Consider the following 11,982-nt stretch of genomic DNA (forward strand, 5'->3'; position numbering starts at 1 on the left):
CCGGGCGCCCGGCAGGGCGCCCGGGGTGTCAGCGGTCCTGAGGCGTGGGAGAGGACGCGGGAGCGGACGGCGGGGTGGTCGACGGCGGGGTGGTCGCCGTCGCCGCTGCTGACGCGGCGTCTGCCGCCGCGGACGCTTCCGCGGCCGCGTCCACCCGGGCCGTCTTGGCAGCCTTCTCGTCCTCGGCGAGCGTGCCGAGGTACAGGGAGATGACCTTCGGGTCGTTCATGAGCTGACGACCGGTGCCCGTGTACGCGTCCCGGCCCTGGTCGAGCACGTAGGCGCGGTCGCAGATCTGCAGGCACCGGCGGGCGTTCTGCTCCACCATGATGATGCTGACGCCCGACTTGTTGATCATGCGTGTGCGCAGGAACGTCTCGTCCTGGCGCACGGGCGACAGCCCGGCCGACGGCTCGTCGAGCAGCAGCACGGACGGCTTCATCATGAGCGCGCGCGCCATCGCGACCATCTGCCGCTCGCCGCCCGACATCGACCCGGCGCGCTGCGAACGTCGCTCCGCCAGCGTCGGGAACAGGTCGGCGATGAACTCGAACCGGCGGTCGAACGTCTTGGGGCGCAGGAACACGCCCATCCGGAGGTTCTCCTCGATCGTCAGGGAGGGGAACACGTTGTTCGTCTGGGGGACGAAGCCCACCCCCTGCTCGACGAGCACGTTCGCCTTGCGGTTGGTGATCTCCTTGCCCTCGAGCATCACCCGGCCCTCGCGGACGTTCACGAGACCGAAGAGCGCCTTGAGGAGCGTGGACTTGCCGGCACCGTTGGGCCCGATGATGCCGACGAGCTCGCCCTGGGCGACCTCGATCGAGCAGTCGTTGAGGATGTTGACGCCCGGGATGTAGCCGGCGACGAGGTGCTCGGCGCGCAGCAGGGGTTCGGGCGTCCCGGGTACCGGGGCCGCCGGGCTCGTGGACGTCTCCTGCGTGGTCTTGCTCATCGCTGCTGCTCCTCCTCCTCGAGACGCGCCAGGAACTTCGGGTCGAGCAGCGCGTCGTCACCGAGGTCGGTGTCGTGGTGGGCTCCGAGGTAGGCGTCGATGACGGCCTGGTCCTCCATGACGGAGTCGGGCGGGCCCTCGGCCACGATCCGGCCCTCGGCCATGACGACGACCCAGTCGGAGATGTGCCGGACGGCGTGCATGTCGTGCTCCACGAAGAGCACGGTCATGCCGTCGTCGCGCAGTGTCTGGACGTGGCCCAGCAGCGACTGCACGAGGGCCGGGTTCACGCCCGCCATGGGCTCGTCGAGCATGATCATCGTCGGGTCGGTCATGATCGCCCGCGCCATCTCGAGGAGCTTGCGCTGACCGCCGGACAGGCTGCCCGCGAAGTCGCCCGCCTTGGTGTCGAGCTTGAAGCGCTCGAGGATCTCGAGGGCCTTGACGGTCAGCTCCGCCTCGCGGCGCTTCCACAGCGGTCGGACCAAGGACGCGAAGAGGTTCTCGCCGGGGTTGTCGGGTGCCGCGAGGAGCATGTTCTCCAGCACGGTGAGCCGGGACAGCGCCTTGGTGAGCTGGAAGGTACGGACCATGCCGGTACGCGCCACGCGCGCGGCACTCTTGCCGGCCAGGGACGTGCCGTCGAAGGTCCACCGCCCGGAGCTGGGCACGTCGAACCCGGTGAGCAGGTTGAAGAACGTGGTCTTCCCGGCGCCGTTGGGACCGATGAGCGCCGTGATGGCGCCGCGCTGCACCTCGAGGTGGTCCACGTCGACGGCGGTCATGCCGCCGAAGTGCCGCTCGACGTCGTCGACGACGAGGATCGAGTCCGGCTTGACGCTGCCGGGCTCGGTCTTGACGTGCCGCAGGTCGCGGGCGGCCGACAGGGCGTTCGGGGTGATGGGCTGGTCCGCGGCCGCGGCCGCGGCTGCGGACGCGGCCGCCGCGACGGGCAGGGTGTCACCGGACATTAAAAGCCAGCTCCTTCTTGTTCCCGAGGATGCCTTGTGGCCTGAAGATCACGAGGAGCATGAGGGCGACGCCGACGAGCGCACCACCGATCTGCTCGATCTGCGTGGAGGAGACGATCTCGGGCGGCAGGACCTCGCGCATCGAGCTGCGCAGAAGCATGTACGTCCCGAAGAACAGCATCGACCCGAGAACCGGCCCGAAGATCGTCGCCGCGCCGCCGAGCAGCAGCACGGTCCACACGAAGAAGGTCATCGACCGTCCCATGGCGTCGGGCTGCACGGCGCGGGGCAGGACGAACAGGATGCCGGCGAGCGACCCGGCGCAGCCGCCGAGGATGAGGGACTGCATTTTGTACGCGTAGACGTTCTTGCCGAGCGCGCGCACCGCGTCCTCGTCCTCGCGGATGCCCTTGAGCACCCGGCCCCAGGGGCTGCGCGTGAGCATCCACAGGAGCAGCACGGCCACGAGGACGACCGCCCAGGCCACCACCCGGACCCACCAGGAGTCCGACCCGTTGTTGGCGTAGGTGAGAGGGCCCAGCGAGGACTGCCCGTCCGGCAGGAAGGACAGCTCCTGGAACGTCTGCTTGAACGAGTTGCCCGTGAGGCCCGACGAACCGCCGGTCCAGTCGTTGAACACGGTCGACCGTCCGATCATCCGGACGATCTCCGCGGCGGAGATCGTGACGATCGCGAGATAGTCCCCGCGGAGCTTGAGCGTGGGGACACCGAGGATCGCGGCGAAGATCGCCCCGGCGGCGAGCGCGATGGCCACGGCCAGCCAGAAGGGCGCTCCGGCGATCGTCGCGACCGCGAAACCGTAGGCGCCGAGCAGCATAAAACCTGCCTGGCCCATGTTGAGCAGTCCGGTGAAACCGAAGTGCAGGTTGAGCCCGATGGCGGCGAGCGCGTAGGCGGCGGTGGTCGGGGCGAGGAGCTCGCCCAGGACCTGCGTGAGGATCCGGGTCCAGTCCATGATGTGGCTTCCCTTCAGCCGATGCGCTCGCGGCGTCCCAGCAGACCCTGGGGCCGCAGGAGGAGGACGAGGATGAGGATGACGAGCGCCGTCGCGTACCGCAGGTCGCTCGGGAGGAAAAGGTTGGAGAGCTCGACGACGAGCCCGATGACCATCGACCCGATGAGGGCGCCGAAGGCGGTGCCGAGCCCGCCGAGCGTCACGGCGGCGAACATGAGCAGCAGCATCTGCATGCCCATCATCCAGTTCGTCGTGCCGAACACGAGGCCGTAGAGCATGCCGCCCAGGCCCGCGAGCGCGGTGGCGAGGATCCACACGATGCGCACGATCCGGTCGGTGTCGATGCCGGTCGCCGAGGCGAGCGCCGGGTTGTCGGACACCGCGCGGGTGGCCTGCCCGATGCGGGTGCGGGTGAGGAACCACGCGACGGCCGCCAGCACGACGAGCGCGATGCCCATGGAGATCCACGAGGCGCGGGTCAGGGTGAACGGTCCGACCGTCCAGGACTGCGGGTTGGTCGTGAGGATCCGCACCGAGCCGGCACCGATGAACAGCTGGATGAGGAACTGCAGGGCGATCGAGAGTCCGATCGTCACGATCATCATCTGCACGACGGGGGTGCCCCGCCGTCGGAGCGGTTTCCATATCCCGGCGTCCTGAGCCCAGCCGGTCGCACCGCACACGAGGATGGTCAGGAGCGCTCCCACGATCAGTGGCAGGCCCAGCACGTTGACGAAGAGGAACGCCGAGACGGCACCGAGGGTGACCTGCTCGCCGTGCGAGAAGCTCGAGAGCCGCGTCGTGCCGTAGATGAGGCTCAGGCCGACGGAGGCGAGGGCGAGGAGGAGACCGAACCGCACCCCAGACCCGAGCTGCTGCCAGAACTGGCGCGCCGTGACCGACCCGTCCGGGCGTGGCTCGGCGGCGGTGCCGGGCCCGTCCGCGACGGTGTCGTCGGTCTCCTCACCCCCCGCGCCGCCGGTCGCGGTCGGTGCCGGGCTGGCCTCCGACTCACCGAGGCGGAACGCCACGCGGGTGGTGGAGCCCGTCTGCGCGCGGATCGTGAACTCGGTGGCGGCCTCCTCGGCGAGGGCCACGCCGTCGGGCAGGGAATCGACGTCGAGCGTCACCACGTAGGTGCCGGCGCCGGGGACGGTGGCCGAGGCGGGCTGCCCCTCCGCCGTCTGCAGCTCCTGCGTGAAGCCCTCGCCCTCGACCATGACCGTGGCGCCCGTGACGGGCGAGTTGCTCGCGTCCAGCACGACGACCGCGACGCACGCGGTCTGGTCGTCGGGCGCGCACGGGGCGGTCGCGGAGTGGGCCGGCGTGGCGCCGAACGTGGTGCCGAGAAAGACGGCGAGGAACGAGGCGACGGTGGCGACGAGGACCGTCGCGAGACGACCGATCCGGGTCGGGGCGGTCGCGTGCACGGCTGTCATGTGCCGGGCCTCCGGGGGTGGGAAGGTGCGTTGGTACGAGCGAAGGACAGCGGGGCCGGTAGACCTGCACTGCGTGCTCGTCTGCCGGACCCTAGGGCGTGCGTGTGTCGGTCGGGTTACCGAAAGATACCCAGCGTGTGGCGTGGCTCACCTCTCAGGGCGTCACGATTGAGTAACGACTGAACATTTCCGCCGGGCAGCACCCCGGACCGCTCCCCGAGCGGTGGTCCGCGCTCGGCGCTACCGTCACAGGTGGGGCAGGCGCACGGCGCCCGCCGCGAGGAACTCGGGGGTACCGCCGATGTGGGCGATCCGCGGACGGGTCGTGGCGCTTGCGGACGACCGCGCCACGAGAGGCTCGTCGAGGAGCACCGGTGCGTTCACCGGCCGGGTGTGGATCGACGACGACGGCCGGATCGCCGCCGTCACCCGTAGCACCCGCCCAGGACCCCGCCGCTTCGACGGCTGCCCCGTCGTGGACGTGTGGCCCTCGCTCGTCATGCCCGGCCTGATCGACTTCCACAACCACCTCGCCTACGACACCCTCCCGCTGTGGACCGAGCCCTCGCAGACCCAGCCGTTCGCGCACCACAGCTCCTGGCCCCGCGCCGCCACCTACGCCGCGTCCACGACCTGGCCCGCCTACGCCCTCGCCACCGCCTGCCCGCAGGAGCTCCTCGCGTACGTCGAGACGAAGGCGATCGTCGGCGGCACGACCTCGATCCAGGGCTCCCCGCCGATGAACCGCCCCCGCGACGGGTGGCTCGTGCGCCAGATCGACGACGAGAGCTTCGGCACCGGCGACCGGAACATGGTCCTCGTCTCGGTGCTCACCGCGACTCCCGCGGCGCTCGCGGACCGCGCGAACCGGATGCGCGCGGGGTCGCTGTTCGTCTACCACTGCGCGGAGGGGCGTCGTGGCAGCCTCGTGGCGCGCGAGTACACCGACGCGGAGGCAGCGGGCTGCCTGCAGCCGCAGTTCGTCGCGATCCACGCCAACGCGGTGGACGGGCAGGACTACGCGCGCTGGCGCGACGCGGGGGCCGTCGTCTGGTCGCCGTTCTCGAACCTGTGGCTCTACGGCGAGACCACCGACGTGCCCGGCGCACGCGCCGCCGGACTGACGGTGTGCCTCGGGTCGGACTGGGCGCCGTCGGGCACCAAGCACGTGCTCGGGGAGCTGAAGTCCGCGCGCATCGTGGCCGACCACCTGGGCTGGGACCTCGACGACGAGACGATCGTGCGCATGGCGACGTGCGACGCCGGGGACGTCCTGGCTCGCGGGTGGGGGCGGCAGACGGGGCGGATCCGGCCGGGGGCGATCGCCGACCTCGTGGTGGTGCGGGCGCCCCGCGGCGCACCGCCGTTCCGGACGATCGTCGGGGCCACCGAGGACGACATCGACCTCGTGGTGATCGACGGCGTCGCGCGCTACGGCACGCCCGCGCTCACGGCCGCCGCGCACGCGCCCGACCTCACCCCGCTGCCCGTGGGGCGGCGGTCCATGCGCCTGAGCCTCACCCGCCCCGACGACGGCGTCACCCGGTGGACGTGGGGCGACGTCACCGACCGGCTCGAGGAGGTGCGCGCCGACCCGCGGAGGGAGATCGAGGGCGCGCGGGCGCGCTTCGCCGCCTGGGGCGGGGCGCTCGACGACCCGGACGCGCCGCTGCGGCTCGCGCTCGACATGCCGACCGGGCTCGGCCCGGTCGGTGGCCTGCCCCGCGACCTGTCGGCCATCTCGGTGCCGCCGCTGGAGTCGCTCGTGCACGACGACGCGTGGCTGGCCTCGGTCGGCGGGCGCGGCTTCCACGGTGGCGTCCTCGACGCCCTCCGTGACTACTACGGGTGATCCACGGGTGATCCGCGGGTGAGGGACGGAGACTGCCATGACCCGTCAGGACGTGCGGGCGGCGCGCGAGGGCGAGCCCCTCGGCGTCGACGCGTGGCGCACGACGCACCTCGACGGTGGTGAGCGACTGCAGGTCGTCGACACCGTCGCGACCGTCCTCGCCGGGGTGTACACCCACCTGCCCGCCAAGCGCGCCGCGTACGCGAGCGACCCCGTGCAGGCGCTCGTCCTGCTGCGCCGGCGGGCCGTCGAGCTGTCCGACGCCGAGTTCCACCTCGCCGTGACCGGGATCCTCGCGGGGCTGCGGGACGCGCACACCCGCTACCTGGGGCCGGCGGCCCTGCGCGGGCACGTCGCCGTCCTGCCGTTCCTCGTCGAGGAGTACGGGCCGCCGCACGACCTGCACCACCTCGTGAGCACGGTGAACGCGGAGGCGACGAGCGCACCGGTCGATCCCGGCTTCGCCGCGGGCGTCGAGGTGCTCGAGTGGAACGGGGTGCCGATCGCGCGTGCCGTCCAGGTGCACGCCGACCGCGAGTCCGGGGGCCGGGCGGACTCGCGCCGCGCGCGGGCGCTGGAGTCGCTGACGTTCCGGGCGCTCGACTACGGGCCCCCGCCCGACGAGCACTGGGTGATCGTCGGGTACCGGACCGAGGACGGGTCGTTCGCCGAGGCGCGCTTCGACTGGCGGGTGGTCGAGCCGGGCCGGGCGGGCACGGCGGTGCGCGCCGCGTCCCGCGGCGCGCTCAAGGTGGCCGTCGACCCGGCGGCCGAGGCGGTGCGCCGGGCGAAGAAGCTCCAGTTCGTGCCCGGGCTCTGGGCCTCCGACGACGCCCCGGCTGCCCCGGCCCGTCCGGCCGACCCGGTGCCTGTCGCCGGGGAGTGGATCGAGACACCGATGCAGGACGTCGTGGCCGCTCGTGCGCTCGACGACGAGATCGGGCACCTGCGGCTGTGGTCGTTCGACCTGGACGACGACGACGCCTACCTCGACGAGGTGACGCGCCTGCTGGGCCTGCTGCCGACCGGCGGGCTCGTCGTCGACCTGCGGGGGAACCCGGGTGGGCTGGTGTGGGCGGCCGAGCGGGCGCTGCAGCTCTTCACGGACCGCCCGGTCGTCCCGACCCGGTTCAGCCTCGCCGCGACCCCGCTCACCCGGCAGATGGCCGCCAGCCCGTTCAACCGCATGGAGCTCGAGGCCTGGCACGACTCCCTGCAGGACGCCGTGAGCACCGGCGAGCTCTACGCCCAACCGCTGCCGCTGACGGACCCGGCCTGGTGCAACGACCGCGGTCGGGCGTACCCCGGGCCCGCCGTCGCGGTCGTCGACGCGAACACCTACTCCTCGGGCGACCTGTTCGCCGCCGGGTGGGTGGACAACGACATCGGGCCGCTCGTGGCGGTCGGCGCCGCGACGGGCGGGGGCGGGGCGAACGTGTGGACCCTGACCCAGCTGCGCGACGCCCTCGTGGGGACGGACGTGACGCTCGGGCCGCTGCCCGCCGGCGCGGGCATGACGGTCGCGATCCGCCGGGCAGTGCGCTCCGGGCGGGGTGACGGCATCCCCATCGAGGACCTCGGGGTGCCCGGGCAGCCGTACACGATGACCCGGGACGACCTCCTGCACGCCAACCGCGACCTCCTCGCCACCTGCCGGTCCCTGCTGGTGGGTGGGCCACCGTCCGACACCGGAGAGGCACCATGATCGACTTCGATCCCGGCCCGCCCCGCTCGGTCGCGCGGATCTTCGCGCGCATGCCGAGCTACGCCGCGCACAGCTACCTGTTCTGGCACGACTGGGGCCCGGTCTTCTACCGCGGCCGGCTCGACCGCTCGGCGCGGGTGCTCGTCGTCGCGTCCGACCCCGGGCCCACCGAGCGGATCGCGTGCCGCACGCTCGTCGGCGACGCCGGGCAGCGCGTCCAGGGCTTCCTCACACGGCTCGGGCTGACCCACGGCTACGTCGTGCTCAACGCCTTCGCCTACGCGATGCGGCCCTCGACCGCGGCGCGCGCGTCCCGGGCGATCTTCGCCGACCCCGCCCACACGCGGTGGCGGGCCGACCTCTTCCGGCGCGTGACGGGCCCGCAGCTCCAGGCGGTCGTCGCGTTCGGCGCGCACGCCCAGCGCGCCGTCCAGCTCTGGGACGCCGTCCCGGACGTCCCGGTGGAGCGGCTCCCGCACCCGTCGAGCCGCGACGGCCGGGTCCTCGTCGAGTCCTGGGGTGCGGGCCTGGCCCGACTGCGTGCCGTCGTCACGCCCGACGACGACGGGGACCCGACCGGCCCCACGTACGGCGAGACCTTCGCCGAGGAGGACTACGCCCCGATCCCGCGGCGGGACCTGCCGTTCGGGATGCCGGACTGGGTCGGCGACGACGCGTGGGGTCGGGCCGCGACGCCGAAGCACCACAACTGCGTCCACCGGCCGTCGTCGGACCCCGTGCGCACGCTCGTGTGGCGGGCCCCGGAGAACCACGGCACCGTGGGCCCATGACTGCTGTCGTCCCGTACCTGGTGGTCCCCGACACCCGTGCCGCGGTCGCCTGGTACCGCGACGCGCTGCACGCCGAGGAGGTCGGCGAACCCTGGGTCATGGACGACGGCCGCGTCGGGCACGCCGAGCTGCGCGTGGGAGGCGGGACGCTCTACCTCGCCGACCCGTTCCCCGAGATGGGCGTCGTCGCGCCGTGGGGGTCGGAGTGGCCCGTGTCGCTCGTCGTGGAGGTCGACGACGTCGAGGCCACCCTCGCGCGCGTCGAGGCCTCGGGCGGTCGCCGCGACCGTGACCCCGACGTGGTGGACGGCGTGCTGTCGGTGTGGGTCGTGGACCCCTTCGGGCACCGCTGGCACCTCACGGCGGCCGTGGTGGGCGCCGACCCGCGCACGCTCGAGGAGCAGGGCTGGCGCGCGCTCTCGACCGACGGCGCCACCGCGACCGCGTTCTACGACGAGGTCCTCGCCGACGCGCCGCTGTTCCTCCTGCCCGGGGGGCTCCGGCTCGACGACCGCGCCCGCATCCTCGGGTCGATGGGCGGGCCGCCGTGGTCCGCGCACGAGCTGTCGGACGTGCGGGTGCTCCCGCTCGGGGACGACGGCGCCGTCGTGACCTACGGCGTCGTCGCCCGGCGCGACGGGTCCGACGAGTACTCCGCGCTCGTCACCAGCACCTATGCCCGGGTCGACGGCGCGTGGCGGCTCGTCGTGCACCAGCAGACCCCGCGCTGACCTGCCGAGAAGCGGTCACGGATCGGCGAGGCTGACGACGGCCGCGGCCGGGCCCCCGCACAGGATGCCGTGGGGGCGCTCCACGATCCGGTAGTCCGGCTCGACGAGACGTTCGGCGACGACGGTGCTCGTCGCGGAGTCGACGACGCGCACCTCGACCGTCGCGGCGCCCTCGACCGCAGCTCGCCAGACCGGGCCGGCAGGATCCGCGTCCTCTCCCAGCCAGCACGCCTCGGACTCGACGGGGCACCGCACTTCCACCTCGTGGTCGTCGCGATCGGGCCAGTCGTCGTCGAGTCTCACCTCGAGGGTCGTCCCGTAGCCGATCGCCGGACAGGCCGTCGAGACTGAGCACCCGGTGCCCAGCACACCCATGACCACGGTGACCACCGCCGTTGGGACCACCCGCCGTCGCGTCCGCACTCCTGCCCCCTTCGATCGTCGTGTCCTCAGGACTATGTCCCACGAAGGCGCTTCTGCGCACGCGACCACGGGACGCGGCCCTCCTCGTTACGCTCGTCCCGTGCCCCTTCGACGACGCCGGACACCCGACCGCCACACCTTCGAGCTGGTCGGCGACGTCGAGGACCAGGACCTGGAGGGTGAGGGCACCGAGGTCACCGGCGAGCCCGCAGACCCGGAAGCAGGGCCCACGCCCCGGTCGCCCCGCCGTCGCCGGGTGGTCGTGGCCGGCGCCGCCGCGCTCGCTCTCGTGCTCGGCGGTGCGGTCCTGGTGGACACACGTCAATCCCGTGCGCAGGAAGTGCGGCTCTCCGCCGCGCGCGGTGGAGTGCTCCCGCTGCTCACGGAGCCGTCGATCCTGTGGAAGGTCGAGGCGACCGACGGCGTCGCGAGTGTGGAAGGTGAGCTCGAGGACACCTCGCTCAGCGGCTATCCGTTCACCCTGCAGGGTCGGCTGTTCTTCATGACGGACAACAGCCTCCTCCGCATCGGCTGAGCGTCGATCCCGCGTCGCTAGGCTCGTCCCGTGCCCCTTCGACGACGCCGGACACCGGACCGCCAGACCATCGAGCTGGTCGACGACGTCGAGGACTGGGACCTGGAGGACGAGCATCCGCAATCGCCTGCCGCGCACACGGGTCCAGGGACTCCCAGGGGCGCCGGTTCCGCAGCGGGTGCGGGAGGGGCGGCCGTGCCCGACAGGCCACGCCGCGGCCGGGTGCTCGTGGCGAGCGCCGGCGTCCTCGCCCTCCTGCTGGGTGGCGCGGTCGTGGTGGACACGGTGCGGTCGCGTGCGCAGGACGACCGGCTCGCGGTAGCGCGCGGCGGTGTGCTCCCGCTCCCGGTGGCGCCGTCGACGCTGTGGACGGTCGAGGCGCCGATCGGTGCGGCGAGCGTCCCGGGCGCCCTCGTCACGGTGGTCGGCGAGGTGGCCGTCGGGCTCGACCTGGACACGGGCGCGGAGCTGTGGCGCACCGCGCTCGGCGCCGACGCCTCGTGCGGTTCGTCGAGCTGGCTGCCGGACCGCCACGAGACGGACGACCTGGTCTGCGTGACGGGCCAGGAGCCTGCGCGGGTGCTCGTCCTCGACCGCGACGGGCAGGTGCTGGCCGACCGGGAGCTGGACCCGTCGCGCGGGCTCGCCGTCCCCGGTCCCGGGGTCGACCTCGTGCGGGTCGTGCGGACGGGCGACGCCGTCGGCGACGGCGAGGTCCTCGACGTCGACCCGTCCACGGGCGAGACCGAGCCGGTCGAGGACGGTCGGGACGTCGTCGTGCGCCTCGAGGACGCCGTCTCGGGCGAGGTGCGGTGGGAGGAGACGGTGCCCTTCGAGCCGGACACCTGGCGGTGCAGCACCTGGGAGGGGGACGAGGCCCGGGCGACCCGCGAGAGCCTGTGGGTGATCGGCGGCGGCCGGACGTTCACCGTGACGGGGTGCGGGGTGAGCGCCTCGTACGACACGTCCGGGCAGCGGCTGGACGATCCCGGCACGCTCGACGACAGGGTCATGGAGGCGGTCGGCGGCGGATTCCTGCGGGTCGCCGACACCCGGCACGGGGGCGTCGAGGAGAGCGAGCTGTTCGGCCCGGACGGGTCCGTGGTGCGCGTCCCGGGCGAGATCCTCGACCCGCAGTCCACCGACGGCGGCGACGTGGACGTCCGGCTGGTCGTCGAGCCAGGAGCGGCGGCGCGTGCCGTCGACGGGTCCGGGGGCGAGGCGTGGACGATTGAGGGCACGGTGCGACCCGACCAGGTGCTGGCGCATGCGGCCGGGGTCGTCGTTGTGTCGAGCAACGGGGGGACGGCCGGGCTGGACGCCGCGACCGGCCGCGAGCTCTGGAGCCGGGCCGCGGAGGAGGACCGGTACGTCCTGCGGGCCATGACCGACGGGGCGAGCGTGATCATCGCCCGTGCGCGGTCGGACGGGATGTCGAGCGTCCAGGTGCAGGCGATCGACCTCCGCGACGGCAGCCTCGTGTGGGAGATCGACGACACCTCGCTGAGGGGCTACCCGATGACGGTCCAGGGTCGGTTGTTCCTCTGGACCGGCAACAGCATCACCCGCATCGGCTGAGCCGACCGTCGCTCGCTAGGCTCGCC

General features: G+C 73.0%; 12 protein-coding genes. 6 read left to right on the forward strand and 6 right to left on the reverse strand.

The genetic code is table 11. From position 1 onward, the window contains the following. Positions 1–28 precede the first annotated feature (28 nt). The 5 genes from OHL10_RS07180 to OHL10_RS07200 form a co-directional block, all read right to left on the reverse strand. Entirely contained in the window at positions 29–955 is a 927-nt protein-coding gene (locus tag OHL10_RS07180) for an ABC transporter ATP-binding protein (RefSeq protein WP_265521516.1), read from the reverse strand. Then, positions 952–1,926: an ABC transporter ATP-binding protein gene (locus tag OHL10_RS07185; protein ID WP_265521517.1), complete on the reverse strand. Its 975-nt coding sequence runs from the start codon at positions 1,924–1,926 to the stop codon at positions 952–954. Before OHL10_RS07185 ends, OHL10_RS07180 begins: the two co-directional genes overlap by 4 nt. Further along, positions 1,916–2,902: a branched-chain amino acid ABC transporter permease gene (locus tag OHL10_RS07190; protein ID WP_265521518.1), complete on the reverse strand. Its 987-nt coding sequence runs from the start codon at positions 2,900–2,902 to the stop codon at positions 1,916–1,918. The genes OHL10_RS07185 and OHL10_RS07190 overlap by 11 nt, the downstream gene beginning before the upstream one ends. Positions 2,903–2,916: 14 nt before the next feature. After that, positions 2,917–4,341 (reverse strand): branched-chain amino acid ABC transporter permease, encoded by a 1,425-nt coding sequence (locus tag OHL10_RS07195; RefSeq protein WP_265521519.1) that lies wholly within the window; start codon positions 4,339–4,341, stop codon positions 2,917–2,919. Between the two features lie 246 nt (positions 4,342–4,587). Then, a complete protein-coding gene (locus OHL10_RS07200; RefSeq protein WP_265521520.1) occupies positions 4,588–4,725 on the reverse strand; it encodes a hypothetical protein in 138 nt (45 codons plus the stop codon). A 7-nt stretch (positions 4,726–4,732) separates the two neighbouring features. Here OHL10_RS07200 and OHL10_RS07205 point away from each other — a divergent pair, with 7 nt between their 5' ends. The 4 genes from OHL10_RS07205 to OHL10_RS07220 are packed head-to-tail and all read left to right on the forward strand — an operon-like array spanning position 4,733 to position 9,420. Beyond that, positions 4,733–6,193 (forward strand): amidohydrolase family protein, encoded by a 1,461-nt coding sequence (locus tag OHL10_RS07205; protein WP_265521521.1) that lies wholly within the window; start codon positions 4,733–4,735, stop codon positions 6,191–6,193. Positions 6,194–6,230: 37 nt separating this feature from the next. Further along, a complete protein-coding gene (locus tag OHL10_RS07210; protein ID WP_265521522.1) occupies positions 6,231–7,898 on the forward strand; it encodes a S41 family peptidase in 1,668 nt (555 codons plus the stop codon). After that, positions 7,895–8,689: a uracil-DNA glycosylase family protein gene (locus OHL10_RS07215; RefSeq protein ID WP_265521523.1), complete on the forward strand. Its 795-nt coding sequence runs from the start codon at positions 7,895–7,897 to the stop codon at positions 8,687–8,689. The genes OHL10_RS07210 and OHL10_RS07215 overlap by 4 nt, the downstream gene beginning before the upstream one ends. Further along, a complete protein-coding gene (locus OHL10_RS07220) occupies positions 8,686–9,420 on the forward strand; it encodes a DUF4440 domain-containing protein (protein WP_265521524.1) in 735 nt (244 codons plus the stop codon). Before OHL10_RS07215 ends, OHL10_RS07220 begins: the two co-directional genes overlap by 4 nt. Positions 9,421–9,435: 15 nt before the next feature. Here OHL10_RS07220 and OHL10_RS07225 read toward each other — a convergent pair whose 3' ends face one another. Then, a complete protein-coding gene (locus tag OHL10_RS07225) occupies positions 9,436–9,723 on the reverse strand; it encodes a hypothetical protein (RefSeq protein ID WP_265521525.1) in 288 nt (95 codons plus the stop codon). A gap of 220 nt (positions 9,724–9,943) precedes the next feature. On the opposite strand from OHL10_RS07225, the gene OHL10_RS07230 reads away from it, so the two are divergent. Together OHL10_RS07230 and OHL10_RS07235 are read left to right on the forward strand one after the other, a co-directional pair. Then, positions 9,944–10,378, forward strand: a complete 435-nt coding sequence (locus OHL10_RS07230; RefSeq protein WP_265521526.1) for a hypothetical protein — start codon at positions 9,944–9,946, stop codon at positions 10,376–10,378. Between the two features lie 30 nt (positions 10,379–10,408). After that, entirely contained in the window at positions 10,409–11,956 is a 1,548-nt protein-coding gene (locus tag OHL10_RS07235; protein ID WP_265521527.1) for an outer membrane protein assembly factor BamB family protein, read from the forward strand. The last annotated feature ends 26 nt before the right edge of the window (positions 11,957–11,982 follow it).

This window comes from Oerskovia flava (genome assembly GCF_026163685.1).
GTDB classification, from domain to species: domain Bacteria; phylum Actinomycetota; class Actinomycetes; order Actinomycetales; family Cellulomonadaceae; genus Oerskovia_A; species Oerskovia_A flava.